At 65.8% G+C, this 16,546-nt stretch carries 12 protein-coding genes; 10 read left to right on the plus strand and 2 right to left on the minus strand.

The window, feature by feature from the left end; genetic code table 11:
* Positions 1-79: 79 nt before the first annotated feature.
* Together D9C15_RS22310 and D9C15_RS22315 are read right to left on the minus strand one after the other, a co-directional pair.
* Positions 80-463, minus strand: a complete 384-nt coding sequence (locus D9C15_RS22310) for a hypothetical protein (RefSeq protein ID WP_128000681.1) — start codon at positions 461-463, stop codon at positions 80-82.
* Positions 460-1,602 carry a phage integrase N-terminal domain-containing protein gene (locus tag D9C15_RS22315; protein ID WP_164886814.1) on the minus strand — a complete coding sequence of 381 codons (1,143 nt, stop codon included), beginning with the start codon at positions 1,600-1,602 and terminating at the stop codon, positions 460-462. Before D9C15_RS22315 ends, D9C15_RS22310 begins: the two co-directional genes overlap by 4 nt.
* 1,105 nt (positions 1,603-2,707) lie before the next feature.
* On the opposite strand from D9C15_RS22315, the gene D9C15_RS22320 reads away from it, so the two are divergent.
* The 10 genes from D9C15_RS22320 to D9C15_RS22365 all read left to right on the plus strand — a co-directional run bounded on the left by D9C15_RS22320 (position 2,708) and on the right by D9C15_RS22365 (position 16,390).
* A complete protein-coding gene (locus D9C15_RS22320) occupies positions 2,708-5,251 on the plus strand; it encodes a type I restriction-modification system subunit M (protein WP_128000683.1) in 2,544 nt (847 codons plus the stop codon).
* A complete protein-coding gene (locus tag D9C15_RS22325) occupies positions 5,244-6,548 on the plus strand; it encodes a restriction endonuclease subunit S (RefSeq protein WP_128000684.1) in 1,305 nt (434 codons plus the stop codon). Before D9C15_RS22320 ends, D9C15_RS22325 begins: the two co-directional genes overlap by 8 nt.
* Before the next feature lie 12 nt (positions 6,549-6,560).
* The gene (gene darT / locus D9C15_RS22330; RefSeq protein WP_128000685.1) at positions 6,561-7,214 is read left to right on the plus strand and encodes a type II toxin-antitoxin system toxin DNA ADP-ribosyl transferase DarT; all 654 of its coding nucleotides are present in this window, start codon (positions 6,561-6,563) and stop codon (positions 7,212-7,214) included.
* Complete coding sequence (gene darG, locus D9C15_RS22335; RefSeq protein WP_128000686.1) at positions 7,214-8,383, plus strand: type II toxin-antitoxin system antitoxin DNA ADP-ribosyl glycohydrolase DarG; 1,170 nt, start codon at positions 7,214-7,216, stop codon at positions 8,381-8,383. Before darT ends, darG begins: the two co-directional genes overlap by 1 nt.
* A gap of 24 nt (positions 8,384-8,407) precedes the next feature.
* Positions 8,408-11,680: a type I restriction endonuclease subunit R gene (locus D9C15_RS22340; protein ID WP_128000687.1), complete on the plus strand. Its 3,273-nt coding sequence runs from the start codon at positions 8,408-8,410 to the stop codon at positions 11,678-11,680.
* Positions 11,670-12,395 carry a M48 family metallopeptidase gene (locus D9C15_RS22345; RefSeq protein ID WP_128000688.1) on the plus strand — a complete coding sequence of 242 codons (726 nt, stop codon included), beginning with the start codon at positions 11,670-11,672 and terminating at the stop codon, positions 12,393-12,395. Before D9C15_RS22340 ends, D9C15_RS22345 begins: the two co-directional genes overlap by 11 nt.
* A 407-nt stretch (positions 12,396-12,802) precedes the next feature.
* On the plus strand, positions 12,803-13,954 hold the full coding sequence (locus tag D9C15_RS22350; protein WP_128000689.1) for a Fic family protein: 1,152 nt from the start codon (positions 12,803-12,805) through the stop codon (positions 13,952-13,954).
* Positions 13,955-14,336: 382 nt separating this feature from the next.
* Entirely contained in the window at positions 14,337-14,804 is a 468-nt protein-coding gene (locus D9C15_RS22355; RefSeq protein ID WP_240668524.1) for a tyrosine-type recombinase/integrase, read from the plus strand.
* 97 nt (positions 14,805-14,901) lie between these two features.
* The gene (locus tag D9C15_RS22360) at positions 14,902-15,966 is read left to right on the plus strand and encodes a nuclease-related domain-containing protein (protein ID WP_128000690.1); all 1,065 of its coding nucleotides are present in this window, start codon (positions 14,902-14,904) and stop codon (positions 15,964-15,966) included.
* A 13-nt stretch (positions 15,967-15,979) separates the two neighbouring features.
* Positions 15,980-16,390 carry a hypothetical protein gene (locus D9C15_RS22365; protein ID WP_128000691.1) on the plus strand — a complete coding sequence of 137 codons (411 nt, stop codon included), beginning with the start codon at positions 15,980-15,982 and terminating at the stop codon, positions 16,388-16,390.
* Positions 16,391-16,546: the final 156 nt, after the last annotated feature.

Raw genomic sequence — 16,546 nt, forward strand, 5'->3', positions numbered from 1 at the left:
TGCGCCGCGGCCTGATCAAACGTGCGCTTGGGCCGCGCACCGTGAAGCGTCACGGTGCGCAACTCTTCGAGCTGCTTGATCAGCCAGGCCTGCGCTTCGCTAGCACTTGTGAAACCGCGCTGGCGAAATCGAGTGCCGCGCCAGATCTTGTCGACCTGCCAGGTACCGCCTTCGTCGGGGTGGATCCCCCGTGTTGATCGGCCCATGGTTCAACTCCTTTCTGTGGAATGGGCCGTCCGTTCCTGCGCGCATTCTGCGCCGGCTCGGAGGCGCTGGCAGGGGTATCCGACGCCTGCGAGGCCGCCTTCAACTCGTCGAAGGCGCGATCGAGGTCGTGCACGTCGAAGATCAGGCTCGTGCCCACGCGGATCGGCGTCACGCGCGGGCGAATCAGGCTGTCGAAGGTCCGGCGCTTCAGGCCGACATGCGCCATGGCTTCGGAAAGGGGCAGGCCGCGGCTCATGACGACTGCTCCGCGGGATCGCCCTCGGCGGCGGGCGGGACCTCGGCCGTATCAGCCTGGCCGGGCTTGCCCATCGTCCCAACGTAGAACGTGCTGGAGCGCAGGCGCGAGTGGCCCAGGCGGATGGCCGTGCGATAGCGCGCATCGGCATCGTTCTCCGGGCGCTCCTGCTGGCCGCGCACCGGAGAGGGCGCGCCGGTGTCGGCCTCGTAGCCGTCGTTCGCCGACTGGTGCCGCAGGCCGTGCGGCGTGACGCCCAGCCCGGTTCGCGTCAGGCCGAAGCGCTTCATGACGTTGTAGAAGCGGTACTCGTTTTGGTACGCGGTCCGGCCTGGTTGGCCCACGTACCAGCCTTTGGCAACGATGGACTGGAGCCGTATCAGCAACTCACGCTGCTCGGGCGTCTGCAGCGGTTCGTCGCGCGGGCGTCCGCCCTTCGTGCCTTGGGCGAAGCGCACGAACTCATCACACTCCGGGTAGGCCGCTGCATCGCGCTCGAAGGCCTGCTCTCGGGGGATCAGCGCGCCGTGAGGCCGGAAGTGCCGAGCTTCCTTGGGCCGGGCGCCGAACCGGTAGCAGATCTCCAACTGCAGGCCGACCCACTGGTCGAAAGCGGCCACCTCGGCAATCTTGGCTTCGATGTCGACGCCATGGGCCGTCCAGCTGCGGTCTTCCACCGCCACTTGCCTGCGGTGCACGTGCGGCGAATCGGCGCCGACGTAGAAAGCCACCTCGCGGACCAGGCCAGGTCGCCCGATCCAGCCCGCGTAGGTACGCAGGAAAGACAGGTAGTTGTGGATGCTGGCGGTGGCCATGTCACGCTCCAGCCAGCGCGCCACCACCGCCTGCACATGGCGCTGCTTGAGGACGCGCGGGTCGGCGTCCCGAAACGTCGTGTGGGTGCGCAGTTCGTTGAAGAAGCTGAAGTAGAAGTACTCGCGGTCCCTCATGGTCTTGAACGACACCACCTTGTAGAGCTTGGCGTGCTGGCTGTTGTGCTGCTTGACGATGGCGTCCAGCACACGCTTCCAGTCGCTCGTGCCGATCGGCAGCGACGCCAGCACCGCAGCGGGGTCACGTCCTTCACCTGCTTGCTTGCGCAGCTCGTGCCTGCCGCGCTGTCTTGTCTTCGAACCCATATCGATCTCCAAGTGGGTGACCCCGGGAGCCAGCCGGGGTCGATGGCCAACCTGGAACACGGCGTCGGGGCGCGTCGCTCCGAGGTGTTCCGTCTCGAAGCGGCGCGGAGGCGAAGAGCGGTGTCTACATCCGGCGGGCCTCGGTGCCGGAAGGGTTCGTCCAAAGGGGCGGCCGAGCTGGCCGCTGGAGGTCTTAAAAAATCGGAAGCTGCCCGGACGACCGCGCGCGTTTCCGCGCGGAGTCATCGATGCGCTCGTGGCGCGGCGACCAGTCCAGCTGGTCATTCAGTGGGCAAGCGAAGGTGATCCCTCGGCTCCTGCTGGACGCGCCCCCTTCCACCGAGGGCGTGCAGGGTCACGGTGGTCTTCACCCGGCTCGCTGCGACGTGCAGCGCGTGCCGGGCGAACGCCCGCAAGGGCAGTGGCCGTGACGAGGGTATTCAGGGATCGCAACGCGTACGCATTGCGGGGTGTGGCTGCAGGTGCTCGCGGGCGAGCCTGGCAGCGCATCGCATCTCGGGGATGCGGATCGGAGAGAGGGATGGGGGCCGCGTCTTGCACGGCCGCGTAACTCGTCTAAGCAGGCTACGCGATGGAAGTGCGGGTCACGACCGCTAACGGCTGCTTCAGCGTCTGAGCGCTCGGTGGCAGCGTCCGGCCTGCTGTTGACTTGACGTCCTGCTGCAGGCACCGCAGGGCTGATCGAGAGTTGACCGCAAGCGTGCGTGTGATGTCAACAGCGCCGCAAACGCGGCGCATGTTCATCGGGCAAGAACCGACCACTTGATCCGGGCAGAGTTGCAATTAGGTGCGACAAGACACCTTGCGGCACTGACGATGCGGTCTTCCCCTCGGGCTTGACCTTCTTCTGCCATGCCTCTAGTTGGGCGCGGACGAGGCTCGCGTTCGTGGGTTGCTGGTAGGTCCGACACGCGCGGCAGCGGAGTCACCGCGAGGCGCCCGGCGAACGGGGGAAACTACCGCAACGGCCGGACTTTCCAGCCCCTCAAGCCGCCGAAAACGCGCTTCACTGTGACCGATGAACATGCGCCGAGCGCCTGAGAGAATCACCGGCCGAGCCCTTTGACCCGACCCTGCCGACCGCATGCCCCACCAACGCCTCACCCTGGCCCGCCTGGAGCAACTGCTGCTCACCGCCTGCGACGACCTGCGCGGCAACATGGACGCCAGCGAGTACAAGGAATACGTCTTCGGCATGCTGTTCTTGAAGCGCGCCAGCGACTTGTTCGAGCAGCGTCAGGCCCAGATCCGCGCCGAGGGTGAGCGCGACGGCCTCGCGCCCGCTGCCATCGAAGCCAACCTCGAAGACCCTGACCAGTACGCCGGCCAATACTTCTACGTGCCGGCGCGCGCCCGCTGGAACACGCCCTGGACTGAGCCCGAGACCGGCACTCGCCACCCGGCGCTGAAGCACATCAAGGAGAACGTCGGCTCCATGCTCAACAAGGCGCTGGAGGCGCTGGAAGACGCCAACGCCGACGCGCTGCAGGACGTGCTGAAGGGCACGATCAACTTCAACAAGAAGATCGGCTCCACCACGCTGGACGACGACACGCTCGTCAACTTCATCCAGAACTTCGACAAGATCCCGCTGAAGGACGAGGACTTCGAGTTCCCCGACCTGCTGGGCGCAGCCTACGAATACCTGCTGAAGGACTTTGCCGACCAGGCCGGCAAGAAGGCCGGCGAGTTCTACACCCCGGCCGAGGTGGTGCGTGTGTGCGTGGAGGTGTGCGACCCGCAGGAGGGCATGCGCATCTATGACCCCACCTGCGGCAGCGGCGGCATGCTGATCCAGGTGCGCGACTACCTGCGCGAGCACGGCCGCAACGCGGCCAATGCGTCGCTGTTCGGGCAGGAAAAGATGGGCACTACCTGGTCCATCTGCAAGATGAACATGCTGCTGCACGGCATCCCCGATGCCGACATCCGCCAGCAGGACACGCTGCGCGAGCCGCAGCACCAGGACGAAGACGGCCAGTTGAAGCGCTTCGACCGCGTGCTGGCCAACCCGCCCTTCAGCCAGAACTACATCAAGAAGGACATCAAGTTCCCCGGCCGCTTCCCGGTGTGGCTGCCCGAGAAGGGCAAGAAGGCCGACCTGATGTTCGTGCAGCACATGCTGGCCGTGCTGAAGGCCGACGGCAAGCTGGCCACGGTGATGCCGCACGGCGTGCTGTTCCGCGGCGGCGAAGAGCGCGAGGTGCGCCGGCAGTTCATCGAGCGCCGCGTGCTGGAAGCCGTGATCGGCCTGCCCGCCAACCTGTTCTACGGCACCGGCATCCCGGCCTGCATCCTGGTGCTGAACAAGGCTGGCGCCGCCACCCGCGAGCACGCCCTGTTCATCAACGCCGACCGCGAATACCGCGAAGGCAAGGCCCAGAACCACCTGCGGCCCGAAGACATCGACAAGATCGTGCACGTCTACCGGGCCGGTCAGGACGTGTCGGCCTACGCCCGCCGCGTGCCCTATGCCGAGATCGCGGCCGAGGACTACAACTGCAACATCCGCCGCTACGTGGACAACGCGCCGCCGCCCGAGCCGCACGACGTGCGCGCGCACCTGCACGGCGGCGTGCCGGTGGCGGAGATCGACGCGCTGGCGCACTTCTGGAGCAACTACCCCGGCCTGCGGGAAAGCTGCTTCTTGCCGCGCGGCGGGGCGGATGCCGAACGCTATGCCGACTTCAGCCCCGCGCTCGCCGACAAGCGTGCCATCGCCACGAACGTAGCCCAGCACAACGGCGTGCAGCAACGCCATGCCGAATTCATTGCGCAGCTTCAAGCCTGGTGGCAGCAGCACCTGCCGGTGATCGATGCGCTGGCGCCGGACCCCACCAACCAGCAGGGCGCACCACGCAACGTGTACGCGGTGCGCGCCACGTTGCTGGACAGCATCGAGCGGGTGTTCGGCGGCCAGCACCTGCTCACCCGCTACCAGGTGCGCGGCGCGTTCGCCAACTTCTACAAGCAGTTGTCGGCCGACTTCAAGTCCATCGCGGCCAGCGGTTGGGGCGCGGAGTTGATTCCCGACCAGGACATCCTGCAAAGCCAGTTCCCGCAGGTGCTGGCCGAGTTGGAGCAGCAGCACGCGCGCCTGGCCGAGCTGCAGGCGCTGTTTGCTGCGGCGGGCGAAGAAGACTTCGAGGACAGCGACGGCACCGGCGTTCTGCCGCCCGAGCAGGTGAAGGACCTGAAGGCCCAACTCAAGGAAGCCAAGGGGCAGGCCAAGCTGGCCAAGAAGGACAGCAGCTTCGGCGACTGGAAGTCCCACCAGGCAGAAGCCGACCGACTGGATGCACTGCTGGCGCGGCACAAGGCGCTGGAGGAAGAAGCGAGGGGCCTTAAGGCGCGCATCAAGAGCACCGAGAAGAACCGCGATGAGCTGGTGGAACAGGCGCGGCAGCGCATCGGCCGCGATGAGGCGCGGCAGGTGATCCTGCAACGCTTGCAGGCGGTGTTGATGGACACCTATGGGCAGTACCTGCGGGCGGACCAGCGGGCCTGCGTGGCGGCGATCGAGAACCTGTGGGGCAAGTACGCCGTCACAGCGGCGCACTTGGAGCAGGCGCGTGCTGGAGCGACGGCGGAACTAACGCACTTTCTGTCGGGGTTGGGATATGCCTGACTGGAGAACAGTTCAGCTCCATGAGGTGGCCGACATCCGGGTGAGCAACGTCGACAAGAAGGCGGTGGCAGGCGAGTTGCCGGTCAAGCTATGCAACTACATGGATGTGTACGGCAACGACTACATCCGGGCAGACCTGTCATTCATGGAGGCGACAGCTACTGCTGCCGAGATCGAGCGCTTCGGTGTGCGCCGCGGCGACGTGATGATCACCAAGGATTCGGAGACGCCTGACGACATCGGAATACCTTCGGTCGTGTTGGATGACATCGAGAGTCTGGTGTGTGGCTACCATTTGGCTCAGTTGCGGCCCAGAGAAGCTGTGGTCGATCCCATCTACTTGTCGAAGCAACTATCTCTGCCGGAGACTTCCGCCTACTTCGCGCAGCGTGCGACGGGTTCCACGCGCTATGGGCTATCGACGCGGACGATCGCGCAGACGCCCATTCGCCTGGCGCCGTTGGTTGAGCAGCAGCGCATCGCCGCCATCCTCACCAGCCTCGACACCGCCATCGCAGCCACCGAAGCGCTGATCGAGAAGCACCATCAGATCAAGGCCGGGCTGATGCACGACTTGTTGACGCGCGGCGTTGCGGACGGAGGGTCGCTTCGACGATCCGCTCTTGAGGCCCCCGACCTCTACGTGCCAACCAAGATCGGCCTGGTGCCGGTAGGTTGGGAAGTGACCGGTCTTCAAGCGAAGCAGCGCGGTGCCGACAAGTGGATTCGGACCGGGCCTTTCGGGTCGTCATTGAAGGGTGAGCACTGGGTGGTTGAGGGCTGCCCTGTTGTCACGATTGGCTCACTAGGCGAAGGATTGTTTGATGAGCATGAACTCCTGTTCGTCGGCGAGCGTGACGCGGCACGTCTGGCCGAATTCAGGCTCAAGCTCGGAGACGTCGTGTTCTCGCGCGTCGCAGATGTCGGCCGGTCCGTCGCTGTGCGCCAGGAGAACGTCGGATGGATCATGTCGTCCAACCTCATGCGTATTGCCGTGGACGCGAGTCAGGTTCGCCCCGATTTCCTGCAGATGCTGCTGGCAGGCGATGCCCGGGTCAAAGCTCAGATTCGCGCCAAGGTCAACAGCGGCGGACGCGAAGTGGCCAATAGCGAGATCCTGGGGCAACTGCTCTTTGCGTGGCCGCCCGTCGATGAGCAAGAGCGCATCATCGAGCGCGTGCAATCCATCGAGGCACCGATTCGCTTGGATCAGGATCGGCTGCGGAAGCTTCGCATGCAGAAGCAAGGCCTGATGCACGACCTGCTGACTGGCAAGGTCCCTGTTGGAGCCGGCTGAAAGTCCACGCCCATGGCCGACGACTACGCCAAGTTGCTCAATCCCGAGCGCGCGCTGATCTTCCGGATCATCCATCGCGCGAACCTGCCCTGGGTGCTGCAGCACGGCCTGCATTGCGGCAACAGCGCCACGCGCGCGGCGGACTGGGTGAGTATCGGCAACCAGGAGTTGATCGGCAAGCGCGCCCACTGGCCGGTGACTGTGGGGCCGGGCGGCGTCTTGAACGACTACGTGCCCTTCTACTTCACACCCTTCTCGGTGATGATGCACAACATCAACACCGGCTGGAACGGCGTGCCCAGGCATCCCAAGCCGGACATCCTGATCCTGGTGGCGAGCTTGCGTCGTGTGGTGGAACTGGGCCTGACGGTGCTGTTCACCGACAGCCATGCCAACAACCCGCTGGTCAACTACTACCGGGACCCGGCACAACTCGACCGCATCGACTGGCCCATCCTGCAGGCGCGTGACTTCAAGCGTGACCCGGAGGACCCGGACAAGTTCTCCCGCTACCAGGCCGAGGCGCTGGTCCATCGGCATTGCCCGCTGCAGGGGTTGTCGGGGATTGTCTGTTACAACCAGGGCGTCAAAATCCAGGTCGAACAGGCCGTAGCCGCGGCCCAGGTGCCGCTGCAGGTGGCAGCCCGGCCCGCCTGGTACTTCTGATGATCCACTACACGCAAGGCAATCTGCTGGAATCCAAGGCCCAGGCCCTGGTGAACACGGTCAACACCGTGGGCATCATGGGCAAGGGCATTGCCTTGATGTTCAAGGACCGGTTCGCCGAGAACTTCCGGCTGTATGCGCAGGCCTGCAAGGCCGGCGACGTGCGCACGGGGCAGATGTTCGTGACCGAGCCGGGCGAGTTGGACGGGCCGCGGTGGGTCATCAACTTCCCGACGAAGCGAGACTGGCGCGCCAAGTCCCGTCTGGAATGGATTGTCGAAGGGCTGCAGGACCTGCGGCGCTTTCTGGTCGAGAACCACGTGCGCTCCGTCGCGATTCCGCCGCTGGGTGCCGGCAATGGCGGCCTGGATTGGCCGCTGGTGAAGGACCAGATCGAGCGCGCCCTGGGCGACCTGGACATCGCGATCACGGTCTTCGAGCCGACTCGTACCTATCAGAACGTGGCCAAGCGTCATGGCGTGGAAGCGTTGACGCCAGCCCGGGCCATGATCGCCGAACTGGTGCGCCGTTACTGGGTGATGGGCTTCGAGTGCAGCCTGCTGGAAGTGCAGAAGCTGGCCTGGTTCCTCAATCGCACGCTGGACCGGGACGTGCCCGGGAACAATCCGCTGAAGCTGCGCTTCGAGGCCAACAAGTTCGGCCCGTATGCGCATGGGCTGACCAAGGTGCTGGACCAACTGGATGGCAGCTACCTGGGCAGCGAGAAACGCATCGGCGATGCCAAGCCCTTCGACGTGGTGTGGTTCAACGAACAGCGCACGCAGGTGGTTCAGGCCTACCTGCGCAGCGAGGCCAAGCCGTACCTGGCCGCTCTGGAGGACACTTCGGCGCTGATCGATGGTTTCGAGTCGCCCTACGGCATGGAGTTGCTGGCCACGGTGGACTGGTTGCTGGCACGCGGCAACGTCGAGCCAACGGTTCAGGCCGTGCGCGATGGCCTGGCGCGCTGGCCCCACGAAGATGGCGCCGAGCGCAAGACTCGGCTGTTCGATGACCGCGCCGTCGGCATTGCGCTGAACAGGTTGCTGCAATCACCCCGCACGGGCGAGCGGCCCGGATTGCTTCAGACGATTGCCGCATGGGAACCACTGCAGGACGGCCTGCCGCCGCGTGAGGACCTGGCGCCGCAGGAGCGTGACCCGCTTTAGGCGTGGCCTGCCGGGGCCACCGCGATGAGCGAGTATTCCGAGGTCGAACAGCCCTTCCTGCAGCAGTTGGCTGCGCAGGGGTGGACTGTTGTCGACCAGGGCCCGCAGCTGCCGCAGGACGCGGCGCCTAGCCTGCGCCCCAGCTTTCGGCCCTGGTGGCTGCCCGGCGTGTTCCGCGAAGCGGTGCGCGGGCTAAACACCCTGCCAGATGGCAGAGGTGAAGGTGCTCCCTGGCTCACCGACCACCAGCTCGACGAACTGGAGTCGCAGCTCTTCCGCCAACCCCAGCGCACGCTGCTGGAGGCCAACCAGGCCGTGCACGAGCTGCTGCTGAAGGCGCAGGTGGACGTGAACGAGGCCACCGGCGAGGTGGACCCGGTGGTCAAGCTCATCGACTTCCACCACCCCGAGCGCAACCGCTTCCACGCCATCAACCAGTTCCGCATCGCCACGCCTGGCTGCGTGCGCGAGTTCATCGTGCCGGACATCGTGCTGTTCGTGAACGGCATCCCGCTGGCGGTGGTGGAGTGCAAGAAGGGTTCGGCCACCTGCGCCAACCCGATGCAGGAAGCGTTTGTGCAGTTGCAGCGCTACATGCGCAAACGCGCCGAAACGGAGGCTGCCGGTCTGAAGGAGGGCGAACCCCGCCTCTTCCACAGCAACCTGCTGCTGGTGCGAACCTGCGGGCTGGAGGCGGACTACGGCAGCATCAGCTCCGGCGAGGAGCACTTCTACGCCTGGAAGACGCTGTACCCGGCTGACGATGCCGCCAGGGCGGGTATGAACCCGCAGCAGCAACTGGTGGCGGGTATGCTGATGCCAGCCAACTTGCTGCAGATGCTGCGCACCTGCACCGTGTTCATGGACACCGATGCCGGCGCGCGGGTGAAGGTGGTGTGCCGCTACCAGCAGTTCCGCGCCGCCGGCAAGATCGTGCAGCGGCTGCGCGCCGGCCACACGGCGGCCGAGCGTAGCGGCGTGGTGTGGCACACGCAGGGTTCGGGCAAGTCGCTCACCATGGTGTTCGTGGCCCGCATGCTGCGCGCCAGCCAGGACCTGAGCGACTTCAAGATCGTGCTCGTCAACGACAGGCAGGACCTGGAGGAACAGCTCGGCGAGACGGCCACGCTGATCGGCGGGCGCGTCAACGTGATCGGCAGCACGCAGGACCTGCGGCGCCACCTGGCCACCGACAGCTCGGACATCAACATGGTGATGGTCCACAAGTTCCAGGAGCGCGAGCAGGTGCTCAGCAATGCAGTGGCCGAGGCGCTAGGCACCTACAGGGCCATGCCGGCGGGCAAGACCTTTGGCGTGGTGAACGCCAGCGACCGCATCGTACTGATGATCGACGAGGCGCACCGTACCCAGGGCTCCGACCTGGGCGAGAACCTGTTCGAAGCCTTCCCCAACGCTACGCGCCTGGCCTTCACCGGCACGCCGCTGATCACCGAGCGCCATGGTGAGCGCAAGACGCACAAGCGCTTCGGCGAGTACATCGACACCTACAAGCTGCTGGACGCGGTGAACGACGGTGCCACGCTGCAGATCCTCTACGAAGGCCGCACGGCCGACAGTGCGCTGAACGAGAAGCACGCCTTCGACGAGAAGTTCGAGGACCTGTTCCGCGACCGCAGCGAGGAAGAGCTGGCCGCCATCCGCAAGAAGTACGGCGCCACCGGCGACATCCTGGAGGCCAAGACGCGCATCGATGCCATCGCCCGCGACCTGGTGCGGCACTACGTGGACAACATCCTGCCCAACGGCTTCAAGGCACAGGTGGTGTGCCACTCCAAGCTGGCCTGCGTGCGTTACCAGGAGGGCATCGATGCCGCCATCGCGGAGCGCCTGGCGGCGGAGCAAGCGAAGGCGCGACCGGATGCTGAACTGCTGCGTCGGCTGTCCTTCCTGAAGACCGCGGTGGTGGTGTCGTCCGACGGCACCAATGAGGCGGCCTACATCACGCACGCCCGCAAGCAGGCCGCGCGGTTGAATGCGGTGGAGAACTTCTGCAAGGGGTTCGACCTGGATGACCCCGACAAGGCCAACACTGGCATCGCCTTCCTGATCGTTTGCGACATGCTGCTGACCGGCTTCGATGCGCCGATCGAGCAAGTGATGTACATCGACAAGCGGCTGCGCGAGCACACGCTGCTGCAGGCCATTGCCCGCACCAATCGCGTGAAGCGCGGCAAGCAGCGCGGCTATATCGTGGACTACATCGGCCTGGCCAACCACCTGACCGAGGCACTGACGCTCTACACCGCCAGCGACGAGCTGCAGGAACTGCACGACGGGCTGAAGAGCATCACCACCGAACTGCCGGTGCTGGAAGAGCGCTACCAGCGCTTGCTGCAGCACTTCAACGCCCGCGGCGTGAATGGCATCGAGGCCTTCGTGACCGGCAAGCTGGGCGACATGCGGCAGGCCGCCGCCGTGGTGCATGCGGCCGTGAAGGCGCTGGCCGACGAGCGCTACCGGGCCGACTTCGAGGTGTACCTCAAGAAGTTCCTGATGAGCCTGGACATCATCCTGCCGCACACATCAGCGCAGGCCTTCCGCGTGCCGGCCAAGCGCTTCGGCTACATCCTGCAGGTGGCCAAGGAGCGCTACAAGGACGAGAGCCTGCAACTGGGCGACGCGGGCGAGAAGGTGAAGGCGCTGATCAACGAACATCTGGTCAGCCTGGGCATCAACCCCAAGGTGCCGCCGGTGGAACTGCTGGCCGAGGACTTCCTGCATCGGCTGCAGCAGCACGCGGGCGGCAACGACGAGGCCAAGGCCAGCGAGATGGAGCATGCCATCCGCAAGCACTGCACCGTGCACCACGACGAGGACCCGGCGTTCTACAAGAAGCTTTCGGAGAAGGTGGATGCGCTGATCGAGCGTCACCATGACGAGTGGGACCTGTTGGTGGAGAAGCTGGAAGAACTGCGCACCGAAGCCGTGGCCGGCCGCAAGCAGGGTGTGGAAGGCCTGGGCACCGAGGCCAGCACGTTCTACGAGCACCTGGCCGACGTGGCCTATGGCGGCACCACCGTGCCGGCGGCCGACCTGCCGGCGTTCAAGGTGCTGATGGCCACGCTGGTGGAACTGTTGCAGGACACCATCGGCAGCATCGACTTCTGGCAAAGCGCTGACAAGCAGAAGCGCCTGCGCGGCGAGATCAAGACTGCCATCGCCCGCACGGGCCTGGAGGCTGTGCTGGCGCAGCGTGAGCGTGTGGCCGTGGAGGTGATGAAGCTGGCGAAGAACCGCCATGACCAGCTGTTGAAGGCCGCGAACGATGCAAGCTGAGGCCGCGCCCATCGTCCGCAAGGTGAAGGACATCGAGTACCGCCTGCTGCCCGGCACGGCGCGGCAGACCACCGACATCGTGATCGAGCGCGACGGCTGCGTCACCGTGCGCCCGCCCGCGCGCATGACGCCCGAGCAGGTGGACGAGACCGTGCTGAGCCGCCGGCACTGGATCTACCGCAACCTGGCCGAATGGCGCGACCTGAACGCCACCCGCGTGGTGCGCGAATGGGTGAACGGCGAGAGCTTCCTGTACCTGGGCAGCGCCTACCGCCTGCTGCTGGTGCCGGAGCAGGACGAGCCCCTGAAGCTGAAGGACGGCCGTTTCTGCCTGCTGCGCAGCGTGGTGGAGCAGGACGGCAAGACGGCAGCGCAGGACGCATTCCGCGACTTCTACATTGCCCGAGGCATGTCGCGCCTGGTCCAGCGCGTCAACCACTTCGCGCCACGTGTGGGTGTTCAGCCCGGGCCGCTGCAGGTAAAGGAGCTGGGCTTCCGCTGGGCCAGCAGCCTGCCCGGCGGCGGCCTGCACTTCCATTGGAAGTGCCTGATGGCGCCGCCCAAGATCACCGACTACATCGTCGTCCACGAGCTGTGCCACATGCACCACCGGGATCACACCGACCTGTTCTGGAACGAGGTGGACAAGGTGATGCCGGACTATCGTGAGCGGAAGGAGTGGTTGAGGCAGCGGGGGGCGGGGATGGATCTGTAGGTGGGCGAAGTGGTCCGCGTACGAGGGTCTGTGGTCAAGTAACTGGAGGGCAAGGCGGCCTTCACCCGCATCCGCGGCCTGAGTCCGATCCGCGACGCGGAGATGGTGCGCGCTTAGCGATTGGGGTTGGCGCCGGCCCGTTTCCGAAACCTCTTTCAAATCAAAGGCTTAGCGCTTAGCTTGTTAAGCGCACTTGCTAAGTACTCTTGGCGCTTGCCGGCCAGAAAGCGAGAAGCCCCAGTGAACCCACCGAGGCTGTAGCGCCAACCAGGAACCCCCGATCCACTTGGCGCGAGAGTGTATGGGCGTTGGCGCTGCGGGCCCCTGCAAGCGTGCTTTCGCAGGCTTTCCATGAATTAAAGAATACTTTACTATGAAGGCGCACTGCTCAAGCCAGCTTTCATACGATGCGCACCACCGGAACCTCCGTCACCACCACCACGCTGGGCGAGGCGGTGCAAGCGTTCGTGCCTCATGCGCTGCCGCCGGCCGACCCGTCGCTGGCGGCTGAGAGCTACGCCACCGCCAACCACCGCGCCGAGATGGCCCTTGCCCGGTTGGGCGGCGTGGCCGGCCTGGTGCCCTCGGTCGACTGGCTGCTCTACAGCGCCATCCGCAAGGAGGCACTGCTCACCTCGCAGATCGAGGGCACCCAGGCTACGCTGACCGACCTGTTCGATGACGAGGCCGGCCAGGTGCTGACGAACACGGCCGATGTCGAAGAGGTCACCAACTACCTGCGCGCCTTCCGGCTCGTGCGCGACAACCTGCGCAACGAGGCCGGCCTGCCGATCTCGGTGCGCTTGCTGTGCGACGCCCACCGGCTGCTGCTCGATGGCGCACGCGGCGCCGGCAAGCAGCCGGGAGAGTTACGGCGCTCGCAGAACTGGATTGGCGGCGCGCGGCCCGGCCGGGCCGCGTTCGTGCCGCCGCCACCAGACAAGGTGCCGGGGCTGCTGGCCGACCTGGAGCGTTTCATCCATGACCCGGCGCCAGCGCTGCCGCCGCTCGTGCGCGTGGCCCTGGTGCACGTGCAGTTCGAGACCATCCACCCGTTCCTCGACGGCAACGGGCGCATCGGCCGATTGCTGATCGCGGCGCTGCTGGAGCAGTGGGGCCTGCTGCCCGAGCCGCTGGTCTACCTGAGCGGCTACCTCAAGCAGCACCAGGCCGAGTACTACCGGCGTCTGTCGGCCGTGCGCACCGAAGGTGACTGGGAAGGCTGGGTCGGCTTCTTCCTCGACGGCGTGGAGACCGCCGCCACGGACGCGGAGCGCGGCATCGTCGCGATGGCGAGCCTGATCAACGCCGACCGCAAGCGCCTGCTGGCTGCGCCCCGCGTGGGCGCGGTGGCCTTGCGCCTGTTCGAACTGCTGCCCCTGATGCCGCGCTTCGCCATCGAACAGGCGCGGCAGAAGCTGGACACCACCTTTCCCACGGCCACCGCGGCGGTGAAGCTGCTGCAGGACCTGGGGATGTTGAGCGAGCTGACCGGCCAGAAGAAGAATCGCCTGTTCAGCTACGCTGCTTACGTCGAACTGCTGGCAGGGAGCCCATGACGGAGGACCAGCGCGAACAAGAGTACCTGGCGTGGCAGGCCGATTGACGCGACACCGGTCGCCTTCGCGCCCCAACACGACGCGTCGGAATCGATGTGATCCCGATTGCAAGCAAGCACGCGAACCGCTAGGCTACCTGCAGCACGACCTTTATCCGGGGCGGCTCTTCTTGCCGACAATGCCAGGGCGCGGGCAATTGGATGTCACGCCTTGTGATGGGGGACTGGAGATCAAATCAGGACGTAAGGTTGTCGCTGACCTTTGCTACTGGAATGCAGGCTGGGGACCGGTTCGCCCGATCCAATTCGGCGGCAACTGTGGCACAGCCCTTGTCTCCAGAGGTACGGCCTATCGCGCATCACCGGATGGAGTGGCCCCGGATGTGCGGCTGTTCTACTTCTGGCGCGTTCGAACGCTTCACAGGACGGGCGGCTTCAACAGCTTCGAGGAAAAGCTGGACGAGAAGGGCGGCAAGCGCCACGAGATGCCGTGCCACCACCGGCTGGAGGAGTGGCTCTACGACTACCTGGAGGCGGCCGGCATCGCCGACGATCCAGGCGGGCCGCTCTTCAGGTCGGCGCGCGCCGCCACCGACACGCTGACGTCGCGGCCGATGTCCCAGGCCGACGTGTACCGGATGATCCGGCGGCGCGCGGAAGCTGCCGGGATCGCCACGGCCATTGGATGTCACTCGTTCCGCGCGACCGGCATCACCGAGTACCTCTTGAACGGCGGCAAGCTGGAGATCGCGCAGCAGATGGCCAACCACGAGTCCTCGCGCACGACGGGCCTGTACGACCGGCGCGGCGACCAGATCAAGCTTGACGAGGTGGAGCGGATCGGCATCTGAAGTGCGGCGGAGGCGGTACCCGGCCCGCGCACCACCCCTTGAAGCCTGGAGATCCAGGGCAAGCATCCCGGCAGGTTCACTTGCCGGAGCGACGCACTTGACCGACTCTCCAACAGACGACGACAGGTTCCAGGACTTTCGGCTGCCCGGCGTGCCCGAGCAGCGACCGCCCGATTCCAGTTGGGAGCGGCGCCTGGATGACTGGCACGCGATGATGTGTGTTGGTCCCCACGCCGAACTGCCGGAGGTGCTGGCCGGCGCGCAGGGCGAGCTGTCGCTTCGGCGCGTCATGGGGCGGCACCAGTCGTCCCGCTTCGGGCACATCTTCGGCGGCAAGCGCGTGCCGCGAGATCCCGCCATTCCTGCTGCCGGTCGCTATGAGATCGACCTGGTCGTCGTGACACCGCGGCGCATCGCGATCATCGAGGTCAAGCACTGGAGCGGCACCTTGCGACTCGACGGCGAGCAGTGGGTCTACCAGCGGCGCTCGGGCGAGGTGCAGGCATTCGACAGCCTGGTCGCGCACAACGACAGCAAGGTGCGGGCGCTGCGCCAGCACCTGCAAGGCACCGGTCTGGACGTGCCGCGCGATCTGTTCAGCCAGGTCGTCGTCTTCACGCACCCGAGGCTCGACCTCGACGAGCGTTTGGCGGCGCATCCCAACGTGGTCACGCTCTACGATCTGCAAGTCAATGGTTCACGGTTCGGCCGCGGCGTGTCCGGATCCGAACTGCTGCTGGCCAAGCTGATCGAGCGGTGCGCCAAGCCCTCGACCGCGAGCAAGCTGACCGACGGCCTGCTGGAGATGATGACGCCGGCCACGACGGCGAAGATCGCCGAGGTCGTCGGCCGGCTTCGGACGTGGGATGTCGTCCGACTGCACGGCGGGCGCGAACTCATCGGTGATCTGCTCTGGGTCCGGGCGGGAGGGCGGCGCACCAATGCGCTCGCTGCTGGGCGCACCGCGTCGCTGCACTGGTGGCGTGGCAAGCTGTGGGGCCTGGTGCCCCTCGTAGGGCTGGCACCGTTTGGAAGGCTGGGAGGCAATCTCTTGCCCACCACGGCGGTCGGCATCGACGATTGCGTGTACTTCCACGAAGCAGGGCGGCCTCGGCCGTCGGTCATTGCGCTGCCTCATGTAGACGAACTTCGGACCGGGTAACGAGGATGTGACCATGATTCGATACGGCAACCGGCTGATGCTCAGCGAAGTCGACGTGCGACGGTGGACGCGGATCACCGGCTTCGAGCCGACGGCGATCACCACGATGGACGATCTCGAGGACTATGTGCGCGACTGCAAGCGCTACTACGCCGAGCCATCCGACGACTCGGCGTTCCTCAACTGGTTGATGGACGTGGAACTGGAGCGCTACGGCTGCCGGCCAGCCAGCAGCCGACCGGTGCAGTTGGAGGCCGTGAGCCCGGACCACGCTCGGACTGACGCTGAGCGTGAACTGCTGTGGAACATCGCGCTCGACGGTGATCTTCGGAGGCGATGCGACTTGATCCAGATGCTCGACGGGCAAGCGAGCGGGCGTAGCGCACCGAATGTGCCTACCAGCGGCGCTGTGCCCGATGAATAGGCCTGACGGGACCGGGTCCAACTGCGGTCAGATGCCGTCGCAAGGCGGCTGGCAGTGGTCGACCCATCTCAGTCGTTCGGGCTGACCGGCTCAGCAATGACTCTGCAGCGATTGCGGACAGTCGACCTCAATCCGCGAACTCACGGTTTCGGCCAC

The sequence above is a fragment of the Piscinibacter defluvii genome, assembly GCF_004011805.1.
Lineage (GTDB): Bacteria > Pseudomonadota > Gammaproteobacteria > Burkholderiales > Burkholderiaceae_C > Piscinibacter > Piscinibacter defluvii.

Excerpts from the sequence above, each read along its gene's own strand:
- D9C15_RS22350 (WP_128000689.1), top strand. The coding sequence starts at position 12,803 with ATGCGCACCACCGGAACCTCCGTCACCACCACCACGCTGGGCGAGGCG.
- D9C15_RS22325 (WP_128000684.1), top strand. The coding sequence starts at position 5,244 with ATGCCTGACTGGAGAACAGTTCAGCTCCATGAGGTGGCCGACATCCGG.
- D9C15_RS22310 (WP_128000681.1), bottom strand. The coding sequence starts at position 463 with ATGAGCCGCGGCCTGCCCCTTTCCGAAGCCATGGCGCATGTCGGCCTG.
- darG (WP_128000686.1), top strand. The coding sequence starts at position 7,214 with ATGATCCACTACACGCAAGGCAATCTGCTGGAATCCAAGGCCCAGGCC.
- D9C15_RS22365 (WP_128000691.1), top strand. The coding sequence starts at position 15,980 with ATGATTCGATACGGCAACCGGCTGATGCTCAGCGAAGTCGACGTGCGA.
- D9C15_RS22315 (WP_164886814.1), bottom strand. The coding sequence starts at position 1,602 with ATGGGTTCGAAGACAAGACAGCGCGGCAGGCACGAGCTGCGCAAGCAA.
- darT (WP_128000685.1), top strand. The coding sequence starts at position 6,561 with ATGGCCGACGACTACGCCAAGTTGCTCAATCCCGAGCGCGCGCTGATC.
- D9C15_RS22320 (WP_128000683.1), top strand. The coding sequence starts at position 2,708 with ATGCCCCACCAACGCCTCACCCTGGCCCGCCTGGAGCAACTGCTGCTC.
- D9C15_RS22340 (WP_128000687.1), top strand. The coding sequence starts at position 8,408 with ATGAGCGAGTATTCCGAGGTCGAACAGCCCTTCCTGCAGCAGTTGGCT.
- D9C15_RS22345 (WP_128000688.1), top strand. The coding sequence starts at position 11,670 with ATGCAAGCTGAGGCCGCGCCCATCGTCCGCAAGGTGAAGGACATCGAG.